At 44.6% G+C, this 17,073-nt stretch carries 16 protein-coding genes; 13 read left to right on the top strand and 3 right to left on the bottom strand.

Annotated elements, in window-relative coordinates; genetic code table 11:
- Window positions 1–52 precede the first annotated feature (52 nt).
- Window positions 53–961 (bottom strand): pseudouridine synthase, encoded by a 909-nt coding sequence (locus KT990_RS00595; protein ID WP_005097353.1) that lies wholly within the window; start codon window positions 959–961, stop codon window positions 53–55.
- A 125-nt stretch (window positions 962–1,086) separates the two neighbouring features.
- On the opposite strand from KT990_RS00595, the gene tsaE reads away from it, so the two are divergent.
- The 4 genes from tsaE to hfq all read left to right on the top strand — a co-directional run bounded on the left by tsaE (window position 1,087) and on the right by hfq (window position 5,110).
- Entirely contained in the window at window positions 1,087–1,566 is a 480-nt protein-coding gene (gene tsaE / locus KT990_RS00590) for a tRNA (adenosine(37)-N6)-threonylcarbamoyltransferase complex ATPase subunit type 1 TsaE (protein ID WP_005097351.1), read from the top strand.
- Entirely contained in the window at window positions 1,556–3,532 is a 1,977-nt protein-coding gene (gene mutL / locus KT990_RS00585; RefSeq protein ID WP_005170358.1) for a DNA mismatch repair endonuclease MutL, read from the top strand. Before tsaE ends, mutL begins: the two co-directional genes overlap by 11 nt.
- 6 nt (window positions 3,533–3,538) lie before the next feature.
- Window positions 3,539–4,483 carry a tRNA (adenosine(37)-N6)-dimethylallyltransferase MiaA gene (miaA, locus tag KT990_RS00580; RefSeq protein WP_005097348.1) on the top strand — a complete coding sequence of 315 codons (945 nt, stop codon included), beginning with the start codon at window positions 3,539–3,541 and terminating at the stop codon, window positions 4,481–4,483.
- Between the two features lie 93 nt (window positions 4,484–4,576).
- Complete coding sequence (gene hfq, locus KT990_RS00575; protein WP_074383259.1) at window positions 4,577–5,110, top strand: RNA chaperone Hfq; 534 nt, start codon at window positions 4,577–4,579, stop codon at window positions 5,108–5,110.
- Between the two features lie 119 nt (window positions 5,111–5,229).
- Here hfq and KT990_RS00570 read toward each other — a convergent pair whose 3' ends face one another.
- Window positions 5,230–6,537, bottom strand: coding sequence for a peptidylprolyl isomerase (locus KT990_RS00570; RefSeq protein WP_005170365.1), 1,308 nt, complete (start codon window positions 6,535–6,537; stop codon window positions 5,230–5,232).
- Window positions 6,537–8,990 (bottom strand): LPS-assembly protein LptD, encoded by a 2,454-nt coding sequence (locus KT990_RS00565; protein ID WP_218209363.1) that lies wholly within the window; start codon window positions 8,988–8,990, stop codon window positions 6,537–6,539. Before KT990_RS00565 ends, KT990_RS00570 begins: the two co-directional genes overlap by 1 nt.
- Window positions 8,991–9,111: 121 nt before the next feature.
- On the opposite strand from KT990_RS00565, the gene KT990_RS00560 reads away from it, so the two are divergent.
- From KT990_RS00560 to lpxK, 9 genes are all read left to right on the top strand, one after another.
- Window positions 9,112–10,125 (top strand): aminoglycoside phosphotransferase family protein, encoded by a 1,014-nt coding sequence (locus tag KT990_RS00560; RefSeq protein WP_218208952.1) that lies wholly within the window; start codon window positions 9,112–9,114, stop codon window positions 10,123–10,125.
- Window positions 10,126–10,815: an N-acetylmuramate alpha-1-phosphate uridylyltransferase MurU gene (gene murU / locus KT990_RS00555; RefSeq protein WP_218208951.1), complete on the top strand. Its 690-nt coding sequence runs from the start codon at window positions 10,126–10,128 to the stop codon at window positions 10,813–10,815. It abuts the gene before it with no gap.
- Between the two features lie 85 nt (window positions 10,816–10,900).
- Window positions 10,901–11,533 (top strand): 16S rRNA (guanine(527)-N(7))-methyltransferase RsmG, encoded by a 633-nt coding sequence (rsmG, locus tag KT990_RS00550; protein WP_005097338.1) that lies wholly within the window; start codon window positions 10,901–10,903, stop codon window positions 11,531–11,533.
- Window positions 11,534–11,558: 25 nt separating this feature from the next.
- Entirely contained in the window at window positions 11,559–12,341 is a 783-nt protein-coding gene (locus tag KT990_RS00545; protein WP_005170377.1) for a ParA family protein, read from the top strand.
- Window positions 12,338–13,225 (top strand): ParB/RepB/Spo0J family partition protein, encoded by an 888-nt coding sequence (locus tag KT990_RS00540; RefSeq protein ID WP_005097335.1) that lies wholly within the window; start codon window positions 12,338–12,340, stop codon window positions 13,223–13,225. Before KT990_RS00545 ends, KT990_RS00540 begins: the two co-directional genes overlap by 4 nt.
- Before the next feature lie 33 nt (window positions 13,226–13,258).
- The gene (locus tag KT990_RS00535; RefSeq protein WP_005097334.1) at window positions 13,259–13,897 is read left to right on the top strand and encodes a MotA/TolQ/ExbB proton channel family protein; all 639 of its coding nucleotides are present in this window, start codon (window positions 13,259–13,261) and stop codon (window positions 13,895–13,897) included.
- A gap of 10 nt (window positions 13,898–13,907) precedes the next feature.
- Window positions 13,908–14,330, top strand: a complete 423-nt coding sequence (locus tag KT990_RS00530) for an ExbD/TolR family protein (RefSeq protein WP_004278885.1) — start codon at window positions 13,908–13,910, stop codon at window positions 14,328–14,330.
- The gene (gene msbA / locus KT990_RS00525) at window positions 14,330–16,057 is read left to right on the top strand and encodes a lipid A export permease/ATP-binding protein MsbA (protein ID WP_005097331.1); all 1,728 of its coding nucleotides are present in this window, start codon (window positions 14,330–14,332) and stop codon (window positions 16,055–16,057) included. The genes KT990_RS00530 and msbA overlap by 1 nt, the downstream gene beginning before the upstream one ends.
- 3 nt (window positions 16,058–16,060) lie before the next feature.
- Window positions 16,061–17,065: a tetraacyldisaccharide 4'-kinase gene (gene lpxK / locus KT990_RS00520; RefSeq protein WP_180049101.1), complete on the top strand. Its 1,005-nt coding sequence runs from the start codon at window positions 16,061–16,063 to the stop codon at window positions 17,063–17,065.
- The last annotated feature ends 8 nt before the right edge of the window (window positions 17,066–17,073 follow it).

Genomic DNA, 17,073 nt, shown 5'->3' with positions numbered 1-17,073 from the left:
ATTCAATCTTAAAGCGACCGATTTTAGAAAATAATCTGTAATGACAAGCGATTTACAGTGTCAATTCAAGTCTGGAGCTGAAATTCATGCTTTTTTGCGTGATCGGATCGATGAATTGAATATGTTGGGCCAATAAGCTTAAAGGGGCAGAAAAATCATCTTCGGCTTTGTGCGCTATCCGTGGATAAAACGGATCATTCTGAATTGGAATACCGAGATGATTCAAGTGCACGCGTAATTGGTGCTGTTTGCCAGTGTGTGGTTTCAGTTCATATTTGGCCCATTCTTTATTATGTTCTAACAGCTGGATTGCCGTTTCGCTATTGGCTTCGCCGTTGACCACCTGCATGGTATAGAAGGGCTGACCTTTTTCCATTCTTAATCGTGTGATCAATGGAAATTCTAAATCAGCCTTGTATGCTGCAATCGCATGGTAGGTCTTCTGCACTTGCCGTGTGGCAAACATCTGTTGATACAGGCCACGAGATTCTACATATTTTGAAATGAGAACCACGCCGGCCGTTTCACGGTCTAGCCGGTGAATCGGTGTTAAATGTTCATTGCCTGTTTGTTTTTTGAGACGAACCAGCAAGGTTTCCTGTACATACTGACCGGTCGGACTCATGGTCAAAAAGTGCGGTTTATCGATCACCATGAAATGCTCATTTTCAAATAAAATCTGATGTTGAAAAGGAACATGCACTTCATGTGCCAAAAATCGATAATAAAAACAATGACTATTGGCCTGAAATGGACTTTCTGTGCTTAATTGATGGCCCTGCGCATCATAGACCAGACCTTTGGCGAAACGGGCTTGCCATTCATCTGCTGCGATATGCGCAAATTGCGTGCATAAATAAGCAAAAACTGTCGGGGGTGCATCTAGACTATCCTGCAAGAACACTTTACTGGCACTGACCCCATTTAACATGGGCGGATTAAACTCAACAGTCGGATGCATGGCAGGCAGATCAACCTCTCAGAAACAGAAATGGTGAAAAAATACAGTTTCTCACACAGGTGAATAGGCTTTTAAAGCGTGGCGATGCTATCATATTTATTCTTTTGCATCATGTCGTGAGTAATATGCCTTATTCATTTAATGTCACTTTAAATCATGAAGACGATACCCAGAAACTGGCCAAGGTTCTGGCCGAAAATTTCCCTGCGGGAGTCGTATATCTGATCGGTGATTTGGGGGCAGGAAAAACGACCTTAACGCGCTATTATTTGCAACAGCTGGGTCATCAAGGTTCGGTGAAAAGTCCGACTTATACGCTGGTCGAACCGTATCAGATCAATGGGCAGGATATTTTTCACTTTGACCTGTACCGTCTGAATGACCCCTATGAACTCGAATTGATGGGAATCCGGGATTATCTGGAAACTCCGAATGCGCTATTTTTATTTGAATGGCCCTCCAAAGGTGGCGATGAAATTCCGCAAGCTGACCTGATTATTGAAATTTTAAAATCTGAAGATGAACTGACCCGTACTGCAAGCCTGATTTCCTCTAATCTTGCTTTGCGAGAGGCTTTGGAGCGTCAATTTTCACATGTCGAATGATTTAAGCCTGCGCCGTATCCGTGCCCTTGATCCTGCGCTGGCCAACCAGATTGCTGCAGGTGAGGTGATTGAACGTCCGGCATCCGTGGTCAAGGAATTACTGGAAAACTCGATTGATGCGGGTGCGACCGAGCTGATCATCCGGGTGGAACAGGGTGGCAGTACCTTAATTGAAATTATGGATAACGGCCGTGGTATTCATGCTGAAGACCTGGCATTGGCCGTCATGCGTCATGCCACCAGCAAAATCCAGAGTGCCGATGAGCTGTATGCGATCAGCAGTTTAGGCTTTCGTGGAGAAGCGCTGGCATCGATTGCAGCAGTCTCACGCCTGACCATGATCAGCAGTCAAAATGAGGATGGCATTGGTTATCAGGTAGAAGTAAACGGTACGGCTTTTGATCATCAGCAGATTCAAGCGGTCGCGGCTTCGAAAGGGACGCATATCCGGGTTCAGGATTTATTTTTTAATGTGCCTGCGCGGCGTAAATTCTTAAAGAAACCGGGCACTGAATTTGGCCACATTGAAGAAATTGTACGCCGTATGGCACTGACGCATTTTGATATCCGGTTTGTGCTGGAACATAATGAAAGCATCAAGCTGAATTTACCCGTGGCGGACAGCGGTGCTTTACGTTTCCAGCGGGTACAGCAGTTATTGGGTCGTCAGTTCACTGAAAATGCTTATTGGATCGATGCTGACAGTATAAACATGCGTTTATCAGGCTGGCTTGGTCATCCCTCAGATGCGCGTGCACAGGCCGACTTGCAATATGTCTATGTCAATGGCCGGATTGTCAAAGACAAAACCATTTCTCATGCCTTGCGGATGGCTTATGATGGCATTTTGCATGGCCATCAACATGCGGCTTATTTGCTGTTTTTAGAAGTTGATCCTGAAAATGTTGATGTCAATGTCCATCCCACTAAGCATGAAATTCGCTTTCTGAATCAGCGTGAAGTACATGAGTTTGTACGGCATTATGCCAAAGAAACTCTGGCACAATTCCAGACGGCAACTGCTGATTTAGCAACTGCGATGAAAGTTGATGATGAACCTGTTGCACTTGTACCGCAACCGCGTTATCAGGAACAGTTTAGCCTGCACCAGACTGCGCATGCGCAGCAGCAATTATCCTCTAACCTACCTGTAGCTGCTAAAGATGAAAATGAGGCATCGGATGTCCTGACCGACTTTGAATCTTCGCGGCCGCAAACGGTACATTATGCACGAGACTATAATGCGTCTTATGCAGGCTCGCAGCAGCTGAATAATGCCCTGCAAAGCTATCTGGCACCGCTGCGTGATCAAGCGTCTGCCTATGAGCCACAAGTTGCAGAGCAAGCCTTGCAAAGTCATATACAGGCCAAAGTCGATGAACATCCACTCGGGATTGCGATTGCCCAGTTACATGGGATTTATATTCTGGCACAAAATACCGAAGGGCTGATCATTGTGGATATGCATGCAGCACATGAGCGGATTGTCTTGCAGCAAATGAAATCGGCTTGGGATAAACCTGAATTCTGGACATCACAGCAATTGCTGATTCCCAAAGTGGTCAACATCACTCGAATGCAGGCGATGCGGGTCGAAGAACTCAAAGAGCAGTTAATGCGTTTGGGGCTTGAAATTGACCAGTATGGTGATGAACAGGTGATTGTGCGTGGCGTACCTGCCATTTTGCACAAAGCAGATTTTGATGCACTGATTCCCGAGCTGTTAAATGATCTGGATCCGAATGATCAGGTACAGGGTCTATTGCAGAAACGTGACCAGATTCTGGCAGGTATGGCCTGTCATGGTGCAGTACGTGCGCATCGCATTTTAAGCCTGTCTGAAATGAATGCTTTACTGCGTCAGATGGAACACACTGAATTTGCCAGTCAATGTAATCATGGCCGTCCGACTTGGCGCGCTTTTCCATTGAATAAACTAGACAAACTTTTTGCTCGAGGAGAGTAGTTTTACATGTCCAATCAATTGCCGGTCATCAATTTAATGGGGCCAACTGCAAGTGGCAAAACCGCTTTGGCATGTGAGCTGTATGAGCAGGGAAAATTCGAGCTGATTTCAGTCGATTCTGCGCTGGTTTATCGGGAAATGGATATTGGAACAGCCAAGCCTTCTAAAGAGGAACTGGCGCGCTATCCGCACCATCTGATCGATATTATCAGTCCGCTTGAAGTCTATTCTGCGGCAAACTTTGTTGAAGATGCTTGCCGGTTAATTGATGATATTCATGCACGTGGTAAAACACCGATATTGGTGGGCGGAACCATGCTGTATTTTAAAGCCTTACTTGAGGGGTTGTCAGATAATCTGCCCAGTGCCGACTATACGATTCGTGCTGAAATTGAAGCCAAAGGCGAGCGAGAAGGTTGGGAGACTGTTTATGCAGAATTAAGTGCCGTAGATCCCGTTGCTGCGGAGAAATTCAAGGTTAGTGACAAGCAGCGTATTATTCGTGCCTTAGAAGTGTTTAAACTGACCGGTGAGCCGATTACAAAACTACAGGCAGAGCAACCTAAAAATTTACCATATCGTTACAGTTTTTATAACTATGCACTTATGCCAGATCGGTTAGAATTACACGGGCGTATTGAACAACGTCTGCAAATGATGTGGAAAAACGGTTTTTTAAATGAAGTTGTTAGTTTAATTGAAAAATACGATTTTAATGAAAATCTACCTTCTATGCGTTCGGTAGGTTACCGTCAAGCTATAGAATTCTTAAAAAATGCTGACAAAACCAAGGAAAAGCAACAGGAAATGGAGGATAAAGCTTTATTTGCGACACGACAACTTGCAAAACGTCAATATACGTGGCTGAGGTCTTTGCAAGAAAAGCATAAATTTACAACATATTTTACGCTACAGCAGGCTCAACAAGACTTGCGAAACTGTCACGGATAAAGCAAAATTTAGGGACTATCTTTTTTATAATTTTTAATTGAAAAATAGAGATAGTTTTTGCGCTGATTTTTAATTTTTTTTTGGAGTTATAACATGTCTAAAGGTCAAACTTTACAAGATCCATTCTTGAATTCTCTCCGTAAGGAACGTATCCCAGTATCTATCTTCCTGGTAAACGGTATTAAATTACAAGGTCATATCGAGTCTTTCGACCAATACGTGGTTTTATTAAAAAATACAGTAAGCCAAATGGTTTATAAGCATGCAATTTCAACTGTAGTGCCTGCACGTAATCCTCGTCCTGCTGGTGCGCCTGCTGGTCCACAAGGTGCTGGCTTTGGCGGTCAAGGTGCTACTGGTGGTTTCGGTGGCGGTCAAGGCGCTGGCTTCGGTGGTCAAGGTGGCTTCGGTGGCGGTCAAGGTGCTGGCTTTGGTGGTCAAGGTGGCTTCGGTGGCGGTCAAGGCGCTGGCTTTGGTGGTCAAGGTGGTGGCTTTGGTGGTCAAGGCGGCTTCGGTGGCGGTCAAGGTGCTGGCTTCGGTGGTCAAGGTGGCTTTGGTGGTCAAGGCGCTGGCTTTGACAACGATACTAAATTTGAAGATACTCAAGACGACGAAAATAATCGTTAATCGAGTCTGAAAATTAAAAAAACCTCTCATCGAGAGGTTTTTTTATGCCTGTAAGTTTTGCATGGATAAAAATTAAAAAGCCAGCAATCTAGCGCTGGCTTTTTAAAATGGATCTGGGCTTAACGATTACGTTTAGGATCCAGTTGTGGATCTTTGATTTCTACATAGGCATTGCTACGTGTTTCACGTAACCAGCTGTCCAGCTCGGCATCAAACTGACGTTCACCAAGTAATTGACGGGCCATACGTTCTTGATATTCCTCTGTCATATCCTGTTGACGTGTTTCGCTGACTTGCAGGATATGCCAGCCAAACTGGGATTGAAACGGTTTACTGAACTGCCCCACTGGGGTGCTTTTCATTTGCTGTTCAAACTCAGGCACCATTACCCCAGGGCTTACCCAGCCAAGACTGCCACCATCACGTGCTGAACCGGTATCATTGGAGAAGGTTGAAGCTAAAACAGTAAAATCTTCGCCTTGTTGCAGGCGGCTATATAAACTGTCAATCATCTGTTTGGCATTTTCCGGACTGACTACTTCAGAGGGTTGAATCAGGATGTGACGGGTCAAGTATTGAGGAACCAGGGCTTTTTGTTCGCCACCTTTACGTTCTAGTAGCTTGAGTACATGTACCCCATCAGCAACCGGAATGAGTTCAGAGGTTTGACCTGGCTGTAGGGTCGTGACACGTGCAGCCAGTTCTGCCGGAATTTCTGACAGGCTTCTCACGCCCATGTCAGCAGCTTCGACTTTAATGCCGCTAGTGCTGTATTTTTTGCTGATCGCCTGAATATCATTGCTGTTATTCAGCTCTTGCTTTACCTGTGTAGCAATCTGTTCAGCATTTTCGCCGCTTACACGTAAATGCAGCACATGTACCTGACTGCCGAGTAAAGCCTGACCTTGCGGGGTATTTAGGAAGTTTTTAACATCCTGGTCTGTGATTTGAATCCGTGAAGTCACGACTTGTTGACGTAAGCGATTCAGCGCTAAATCTTCCGCAATACGGTTGCGTAAAGAAGCATAGGTATTGGGCGCCATGGCATCCAGTTTTTGCTGAAAAGCTTCCAGACTGGTTGAGCCCGAATCGCGTGCAACTTTCAGTACTGCGTCATTCAGGGATTTTTCATCGGGACGAATATTGTAGCGTTTAACTTGTTCAAGTTGTGCCTGACGAATAATGAGCTGCTCTAAGGCTTGTTGCTCAAGAAATTGTTGGGGTGGAACTGTCTGATTTTGCTTTTGCAGCTGATGAGAAATCTCGGCCACACCTTGAGCCAGATCACTACGCAGAATGATACTATTGTCGACCACAGCTACAACTTCATCTTTAGGTTGGGCAACAGCAAACGTCGTCATCGCTGAAGAAAGGCATAGCGCAAGTGCAGTCGCTTTAAAAATTTGTTTTAACTGTTTTGTCTTCATTAACGTTCTGTCCAAGTTTGATTGATATTGTTAAAACCTAGAATGCGATTTTCTAGTAATGAGGTGAGTTTGCTGCTTAACCCACCTAAGCCTTTCAGGCTGACCTCGGCCATAATTGCGCGTTTGGCTTTGACGTTTGAATCATTAACGTCGTCTAAGTCATTGTAATATGAACGACCATATACAGAAACTCCCCAACAGCATGACTCATAGTTGACCCCAAGTAAATATTCTCGTGCGACACTATTGTCGAGGTCAAACTGCGCATGTCCTACCAGACGCCAGTTGTTGGCAAGCGGCTGAATAAAGGAGCCGACGATATGATCATAACGGTCTTGACGGTTCGGAATGTCTTTACGATAGAAATAGCCGACGTTGTATAGATTGCCCTGATCGCCAGTATAATAAACCTGCACATCACGCTGCGCATTCTGACCATTCGACATCCAGCTGGAGTTTAAATTGACATGGACATTATTCGATAGCTGGCTGGTGAGCTGAATGACAGGCCCTGTATGGCTTTCACGGTCAAATTTGTCTGCATCCTGTTCCAGTGTGACACGGCGATCTTCAAAGAAGAAACTTTGACCGACACTCGCGCGTAGGCGTTCCAGACCTTCTTCATTAAACAGGCTATAACTCAGGCCTAAAGAGGCAAAGTTATTGTCTTCCAAGCGGTCGTTACCATAGAAGCGACGCGCACTGAAAAGCTGATCATAATTAATCGAAGCAACGACTGAATCAAAGTTAGGTTGATTTTGCTGGTTTTCATAAGGTGAATAGGCATAGAACAGACGAGGCGTTAAGGTCTGTAAATAGGTGCCTTCTTTTTCGAAAATTAAGCCGGTGTCCAGCGTGAATTGTGGCACCACAATGGACTGGCTTTCACTAGAACCACCACGGTCTCGGGTTTTCTCATCATAGAAGGTATTGATGTTGCGTACAGATGCTTCCGGAATGAAAAACGACCACGGGTTATAGTGATTATAACGCACCGAAAAGTCGTTATAGATGCGGGTGCCACTTGGTTGATAAATCTTGTTATCATTTTGAGGGATATCAGCAAAATTTCTCAGGTCTTTCTGGAAATAAGCAGTATCGTTATTAAACTCAAGCTGTAATCCGAGTGGATTGCCAGTTTTATAATTGACTAAAAGCTGCGGCAAACGTGCATAAGGACGATCTTCATCCAGTACAGTGGGATCGAGTGTCTGGAAATTTTCGACTTTGAATTGTGCCTTTAAGCCGGGAATACCATTTTTATAATTGACTTCCCAAGCGCGGCGCAGGTTCAAGTCAGTTTTTGAGTTCGGGTTATTGTCCAGGTCGGCAAAGTAATCTTTGTCTGAGGCGTAGTTATATTCCAGATTGGTCGAGAACTGATCGTTGATCTGCCAATTATGCAAGTAATGTAAGCTTTTACGATCCTCATTATCATAACTTTCATCCGAAGGTAGATAGCCACCCCAGATACGACCTTCACCATAATTTTCTGTCAAATAACGGAACTCGCCATCTAGCATGGCACCACGATCACCAATATAGCGCGGAGTGAGGGTAGCATCGTACTGTGGAGCCAAATTCAGATAAACAGGAACACCGAGTTCAAGTCCGCCATCATTGGTAAAACCAAAAGTTGGCGTCAGAATGCCAGTAGTACGGCGGTCATCAATCGGGAAGTTGAAATAAGGGATTGCCAATACCGGAACGTCTTTGACATACAGTTTGGTATTGCGGGTTTCACCGCGTCCGGTTTCCTGATTCAGCTTGATCTTTTCTGCCTGTATTTTCCAGGTCGGCTTTTGCTCAGGCGGGCAGGTAGAGTAAGTGGCATTTTCCAGTTCTATGGTATCAGTCGATGTTTTGGCAATCTTTTCTGCACGACCGTGGGCATGTTGCTGCTCTGCAATATAGAAACTGTTGTTTAAATCGCCCTGTTGGGTTTTTAAATTATAATTAATATCATCACTTTGTGAGATCAGACCGCCTTGTGCTAACTGTACCTGACCTGCTGCTTTGGCATAGGTCTGGGTCTGATCAATGGTCACTCGTTCGGCACGGATTTGACGACCTTGCTGATCAATAACCACATTGCCTTCCAGATAGGAGTCGCCTGCCGGATTGTAATGTCCATAATCGGCGGTAATGGTTGAGGTGGCTTGGTCTGGCACAATAGTCGCTGCATCTGGGGCGATCGGGGTAACCCAGGCACCTTCACAATAAGCCGAACTTAAATACTGTCCCTGGCGTTGCTGCGCTTCAGCCGAGGATTTATCGACATAGTATTGTGAAAAGAATGCTTCACCTGGATAGGTCTCATTAATGCGCTGTTTGAGTTGTTCTGCATTTACATCGGATGAGACAGTTGATGCAGCATAGCTTGAGGCTGAGCTGCCACATAAAAGGGTTAAGATCGCAGTCGCTAGAGGGTTGATTTTAAAGTGATGCTTCATTTGTCTCATTAACCAATCATGCTTTTATCGCAATTAATTATTGTCGCATCATAGAGAAAAAGTTGATAAGTAGCTACACTTAGCACTTTAAAAACTCAGCCTGTATTAGAATTAATTGCAAATGAATACACAACGCGAACAATTGATACAATCTTGGATTGCCTCTGTACTCGGTTCAGATCAATTTGAAACTCATTTTTTAGCAGGTGATGCCAGCTTCCGTCGTTATGCACGAATCAAACTGAATAATAAAACATTTATGCTGATGGATGCACCACCAGAAAAAGAAGATTGTGTGCCTTTTGTGACGATTGATGAATTTTTTGATGCGCATGGCGTGCGTGTTCCGCATATTGTCGCCAAAGATCTGGAAAATGGTTTTTTGCTGCTCGAAGATTTTGGCGATGTCCTGCTTTCCAATCTGCTGAATGAAGAGACGGTGGATGCTTATTATGAGCAAAGCTTTAAGCAGCTGATTCAACTGCAATCAATTGCTGGAGAAGGACATTTTCCGGAATACTCTTATGAAAAACTGATCTCGGAATTGCAGCTGCTGACTGACTGGATGTTGCCAGCCTTAAAAATCCAGCCGACTGAATCAGAAAGTGCCTTGATCAAACGTAGCTTTGCGATTCTTGCCAATGCAGCGCTGGCGCAGCCACAAGTGATTGTGCATCGTGATTTTCATAGCCGTAATCTGATGAAAATTGACAATGAAACCGAACTCGGGGTGATTGATTTTCAGGATGCGGTGATTGGTGCGGATACCTACGATCTGATCTCGATTACCCGTGATGCTTATGTACAGTGGAATGCAGATCGCGTGTATTACTGGTTTGAAGCCTTTTATAATTTATTGCCAGCCTCAGCCAAAGAAGACCGTGATTTTGAGCAATTCAAGAAAGATGCCGATATGATGGCGATTCAACGTCATATCAAAATTCTGGGTATTTTTGTGCGTCTGTTTGAACGTGATGGTAAGTCTGGTTATTTAAAAGATTTACCACGGGTGATGTGGTATTTATTAGAAGAATCTAAACCTTATCCAGAATTACAACCTTTTATGCAGTTTATGCATGAAAAAGTGATGCCGGCTTTTGAAGCAAAATATGGTTCATATGAGGTGGCTGCCTAAATGAAAGCGATGATTTTAGCCGCAGGCCTCGGTAATCGTATGCGGCCTTTAACGCTGCATACCCCAAAGCCTTTGCTTGAAGTCGGTGGCAAGCCGCTGATTGTCTGGCATATCGAGAAACTGGCTGCGATTGGCGTCACTGAAATCGTGATCAATACTGCATGGCTCGGTGAAAAACTGGCACAAGCCCTGGGCGATGGCTCACAGTTTGGCGTAAAAATTCTGTGGTCACATGAAGGTGAAGGTCTGGAAACGGCAGGCGGGATCATTCATGCCTTGCCGCTTTTGGGTAATCAGCCTTTTATCCTATTAAATGGTGATGTCTGGACCACAATGGATTTTGCACCTTTATTAGATGTTGATCTGAACGATAATTTGGCACATCTGGTCTTGGTCAAAAATCCGCAGCAACATCCAGAGGGTGATTTCACCCTTGCAGAAGGGAAAGCTTATACCTTTGATCAGCAGGTCGAGGGTGAAAACCTGACTTTTAGCGGTGTATCCGTCATCAGTCCAAAAATGTTTGAAGGCTTAGAGGCTGGAAAGCGTCCTTTGGCACCTTTATTAAAGGCAGCGATGCTGAATCATCAAGTGGTTGCCTCTAAACTGGCAGGTATTTGGGTAGATGTCGGTACGCCTGAACGTTTAACGGCACTGGATTTGGCAATCCGTGAAGCTAAGTCTGTTTAAGTGAATATTCACTAAGCACTGCCTACTATGACAAGATATAGAAAACGGTATACTTCCACCTAACTTTTTCGAGCGTAGATTGTTTATGCACATGTTTTTTCAAGAACTAAAGCAGGGTAGCCAGGCTTTGGGTTTAGAGCTATCTGAAGAAGCTTTGAATTTATTACTCAAGTATCAGGACGCTTTGGTGCTGTGGAACAAAGCATATAATTTAACTGCGATCCGTGATCCGAAAGAAATGCTGGTCAAGCATCTGCTGGACAGTCTCAGCATTCTAAAAGATCTGCCAGCGGGCCGTCTGCTCGATATCGGTACGGGTGGCGGTATGCCGGGCATGATCATTGCTTTATGTCAGCCCGAGCGTGAATGTGTATTACTCGATTCAAACGGTAAAAAAATTCGTTTCCTGAAGCAGTTTATTGCCGATCTGAAACTTAAAAATGTCATTGCGGTGCAAACGCGTGTAGAAAATGAAGACAGCATTAACGAGCTGGGTCAATTTGATGTGATTACCAGTCGTGCGTTTGCATCTCTGACTGACTTTGTGGATGCCTCTAAACCGTATATGCATGAACAGACCATTATTGCCTCAATGAAAGGCTTAATTCCTGAAGATGAAGTCACTGCTTTAAAAAATGAATTTAGTTGTGAGATTATTGAACTTAAAGTTCCGCGCTTAGACGAACAGCGTCATTTACTGCTATTAAAACGTATTTAAGAATTTTAAAGGGATTGGGGGCAACATGGCACAAATTATTGCGATTGCAAACCAAAAAGGTGGTGTTGGTAAAACCACAACCGCAGTAAATTTGGCGGCATCTTTAGCTGTGTTAAAAAAGCGCGTTTTGCTGGTCGATATGGATTCGCAAGGCAATGCAACCATGGGGTCGGGCATTCAAAAGAATGACTTGCTCTATTCGGTCACCGATGTATTGCTGGGTGAAGTGCCGATTGAAACGGCGATCGCCAAGGCAGAGGTCGGTTATAAGGTTCTGGGTGCCAACCGTGATCTGGCTGGGGTTGAGCTGGCAATTGCAGATCAAGAAGGACGTGAATTCATCCTGCGTGATGCATTGCAAGAAGTCGAAAAGTCATTTGATTATATTATTGTTGATTGTGCGCCAAGTCTGAGCCTGATTACAGTGAATGCTTTGGCAGCGGTTGATGGTGTGCTGATTCCGATGCAGTGTGAATATTATGCACTGGAAGGTCTGGCTGATTTGACCCAGACCATCGATCGGATTCAGCAAGCATTGAATCCAGACCTGCAAATAGTCGGTGTATTACGTACCATGTATGATGCGCGTAATGCCTTGACCCGTGATGTCTCTGAAGAATTAGAACAATATTTCGGTAAAAAACTGTATGACACCGTGATTCCACGCAATATTCGTCTGGCTGAAGCACCAGCACACGGTTTGCCGGTGATTTATTTTGAAAAAAGCTCAAAGGGTGCAGTTGCTTACTTAAATCTGGCAGCTGAAGTATTAAAGAAAAGCAAAGTGAAAAAAGGAAGTAAAGCATGACCGTCAAGAAACGTGGACTCGCTAAAGGTCGTGGCTTGGATGCCTTGCTAGGCTCAATTCAAAAAGAAAAATTACAGATGGAAGCCCAAGGTCTTGATCATGGTCAGCTCAAACAGATTGATGTGAACCTGCTCAAGCGCGGTGAATACCAGCCGCGCCGTTATATCAACGAGCAAGACTTGCAAGAGCTGGCGGCATCGATTGAAAAACACGGCATTATGCAGCCGATTGTGATTCGTCCGGTCGATGACGAACGCTATCCTTATGAAATTATTGCCGGTGAACGTCGTTGGCGTGCAGCGCAGTTGGCAGGTCTGACTGAAATTCCTGCGATTGTGCGCGAACTTCAGGATCAGGTCGCGATTGCATTGGCTCTGATTGAAAACATCCAACGTCAGGATCTGAATCCGATTGATCAGGCCATGGCTCTGCAACGTTTCCATGAAGAATTTGGTTTAAGCCATCAGGAAATTGCAGACACAGTCGGCAAGGCACGTACTACGGTCAGTAACTTACTTCGCCTGCTCAGTCTGGCTGAAGAAGTGAAAGACTTTATGCAGCAAGGCCTGCTGGATATGGGGCATGCGCGTGCGATTCTAACACTGAAGGCAAAAGACCAGCTCAAAGTCGCTGATATCGTGATTGAAAAAAGCTTGTCTGTTCGTCAAACCGAGCAGTTAGTCCGTGATTTTAATGCACCTAAACAAGAAAAAGTAAAACAAGCGCTTGCACCGGATATTCAGCAATTGACCCAGCGCCTTTCAGAGCGTTTCAGTGCTGATGTGAAAATTGACTATAACAAACAAGGTAAAGGAAAATTAGTCATTAGTTATCATTCTTTAGAAGAGCTGGATGGCATTCTTTCTATTTTAGAAGATGAATAATTTATATATTTTTTTTATTGGGGAATAAATTAGATGTGGGAATTGGTTAAAGCGGGTGGCTGGCTCATGCTGCCACTGGTCTTGTGTTCTATCTTTATGTTGGCGATTTCGATCGAGCGCCTGATTCGCCTGAAGAGGAAAGCGGTACTTCCGTCTACACTTCTGATGAGTCCAGTGCAAAATGCATCACAAGTCATGCAAAAAATTCAACAAAGTACAGAATTGAAGCACAGTACTTTAGGCCGGGTATTTGCAGCAGGCTATGCCAGCAAGCCGCAGGGCGAACAGTATGCCCGTGCACAAATGGAAGTGATGGCATCGCAGGAAATTGGTTATCTGGAAAAGAATATTAACTTTCTGGGAACCTTAAGTGCTGTGGCGCCATTGCTGGGTTTGTTGGGGACTGTGCTTGGGATTATCGAATCTTTTCTGATGATCGATGTGGGGACTGGGAGTGATCCGGTATTGATGATGCCAGGTATTTCCAAAGCCTTGATTACCACAGCAGCCGGGATGCTGATTGCGATTCCGGCACTTTTTGCCCATCGTTACTTCCAGCGACTGGTTCAGGAATATGTGGCGGAGCTTGAACAGCAGGCGACCTTGTTTCATGCGGATCTTTTTTATCGCAATATTGCAGATATAGACCAAGATATGCAAAAAGCCAGCTAGGAGGCGGATGATGAAATTCAAACGCAACCAGGTTGAAGATGTGCATATTAATCTGACCCCTATGATTGATTGTCTGCTGTTTATTCTGGTCTTTTTACTGTTATCGACAACATTTAGCCAAATGAGCCGTATGAACTTGACCTTACCAGATGCGCAGGGTGTTCCGCCTAAAAGTTATGATCAGAAAGTTGAAGTGATTGTGGATGCCAATGGTCATTATGCAGTCAATGGTCAATCCTTGGCCAGTAAAGAAGTCGCAGATTTAAATACTGCAATTAAACAGATTTCTAATGAACGCCGTGATTTAATGTTCGTCATTGCCGCTGACGCGAAAGCCAGCCATCAGGACGTGATTCGCGTTATGGATGTGGCCGGGCAGCTCGGCTTTGTCAATATTAATATCAGTACCAAAGTACCTACCCGAGGTTATTAGTGAAGCACGATTTTAAGGTCTATCTTCGCCTTTTAAGTTATTTAAAACCCTTTTGGGGCATCGGATTGCTTGTCCTGCTCGGTTTTTCTATTAATGCGGCTACAGAAGTTTCTGTGGCTAAATTACTGGAATATATTATTGAGGCCATTCAAGACAAAGACCAGAGTTTCACTTCGCTTTTCCCGTTTTTAGTGGTTGTCCTGATGTTCTTTCGTGGGCTGGGATTATTCATGGGGGGGTATTTTACTGCGGTGATTTCCCGTAATCTGGTGTTCAATATCCGTCAGGAAGTTTTTGCAAAACTGCTGCGTTTACCGTCTCAGTATTATCTGGACAATACCAGCGGGCATATTACTGCCAAGATCATGTATAACGTGGAACAACTGACCGCTGCCTCAACAGAAGCGTTAAGAACCCTGTTGCAACAAGGTTTGATTACGATTGCGCTATTAGGCTATCTGCTATATAGCAACTGGCGTCTGACCATGTGTATCCTAATTTTTGCACCCGTTATTGGCTTTGTGATCAGTAAGGCGGCTAGACGGATGCGTAAACTGTCACAGCAAGTGCAAGACACCATGGGGGATGTCAACCATGTGGTTCAGGAAACGGTCAATGCCAACCTGATCGTCAAGGGTTTTGGCGGCCAAAGTTATGAGCAGGAACGCTTTAAACAGAACTCGCTGGAAAACTTGCGTCGTGGCTTGAAAATGGTCGCTGTGCAGCAGTTGAACAGTCCTGTGGTTCAGCTGATCATGTCTATTTCACTCAGTATTGTCATGTTTATTGCCTTGCGTCCACAGATCCTTGGCGATACCTCTGCCGGTGAATTTGTGGCTTATATTACGGCTGCGGGCATGTTGGCAAGACCAATCAAGGCTTTAACAGATATAAATGAAAAAATTCAACGGGGTATGGCCGCAGCGCATTCGGTATTTGAATTGCTGGACATGCCCGAAGAAAAAAATACCGGGACTTTAAGCGATAGCTTAAAAGGTAATATTCAGTTTAAAGATGTCAACCTGTTTTATGATGATGGTCATCATGCCATTCGTGATTTTAATTTAGAGGTAAAAGCTGGTGAAACGGTTGCTCTGGTTGGGCGTTCCGGTGCCGGTAAAAGCTCACTGGTGAATTTGCTGGTACGTTATCAGGATACAACGTCAGGTCAGCTTCTACTGGATCAGAAACCGATTGAAGACTTTGAGCTGACTGCCTTGCGTACCCAGATTGCGATGGTGAATCAGCAAGTGGTGCTGTTTAATCGGACTGTGCGGGAAAATATTGCCTATGGTCAGCTCGAAGGTGCGACTGATGAAGATATTATTGCAGCAGCAAAAGCCGCTTATGCACATGATTTTATTATGGCTCTGCCAAAAGGTTATGATACCCAACTGGGTGCTCAAGGTTTAAATCTGTCTGGTGGTCAGCGTCAGCGCATCGCGATTGCACGTGCGATTTTGAAAAATGCCTCTATTCTGATTCTGGATGAAGCAACCAGTGCCCTGGATAATGAATCCGAATACTTTATTCAGCGTGCCTTTGATCAGGCCATGCAAGATCGTACAACCATTGTGATTGCACACCGTTTATCGACGATTGAAAATGCGGATCGTATTGTGGTCATGGATCAGGGGTGTATTGTCGAGCAAGGGACTCATGCAGAACTGATTGCATTGCATGGGGCTTATTATCAGCTGCATCAACGTAATTTTGAGGAACAATAAGTTATGGCATTGGCGCAAATCATTCAGGATGCTTGGAATGCACAGGCAAAGTGGCTGGTGGTGCTGCGTCCTTTGTCATGCTTGTATCGTTTAGGTTTTGTCAGCAATCGCTGGCTGTACCAGAAAGGGATCAAGACAAGCTATAGTGCTCCGGTTCCGGTCATGGTGATTGGCAATATCACTGTCGGTGGTAGTGGTAAAACCCCTTTGCTGATTCATCTGGTTGATTATTTAACTCAACAAGGTGTAAAAGTTGGGGTGATTAGCCGTGGTTATGGCGGCAAAGGTCCATTTCCGGCTTATGTGGATTTTAATACCTTGCCTGAGGTCGTCGGTGATGAGCCTGCCTTGATTGTACAGGCGACGGGCGTGCCGATGGCCGTAGGGCCAAACCGGCAAAAAAGTATTGAACTGTTACTGCAAAGACATCAGTTGGATCTGATTATTTGTGATGATGGTTTGCAGCACTGGGCTTTAAATCGTCAGATTGAATGGATTGTACTGGACAATAATCGCGGTCTGGGCAACCAAAAACTGCTTCCGGAAGGCTATCTGCGTGAACCGGTGACACGCTTGGAAACAGGAACGGTAATTGAACATTCGGCAAGTCCAAGTTCTGAGCTGTATATGCATCTGGCTGCATCACAGCCTTATCTACTCAATCAAGACAACAATAAAATCTTCGATTCTCAGTCGGCTTTTTATGCCGTGGTGGGAATCGGTTTTCCGCAACGCTTTTATCAGACCCTGAAAAATCTGGGCATAGAACAATTCCAGTGTCATGAATTTCCCGATCATCATGATTATGACATTGAGGATCTACAGTTTGATGATGCCAATCCGATCATTACCACGGAAAAAGACGCAGTCAAGATTATGGCATTACTGAAACAATATCCCGATTTTAAGCAGGATATCTGGGTGGTGCCAGTCGATGCAGTATTATCGCCAGCCTGCTATACGGTCTTGCAGCAACAGTTACAACAATACGGTATTCAAATTTCTTAAGGCTTATT

It is taken from the genome of Acinetobacter sp. F9, from assembly GCF_019195275.1.
Taxonomy (GTDB): Bacteria; Pseudomonadota; Gammaproteobacteria; order Pseudomonadales; family Moraxellaceae; genus Acinetobacter; species Acinetobacter pseudolwoffii.
This window is presented reverse-complemented; position numbering and strand designations above follow the sequence as displayed.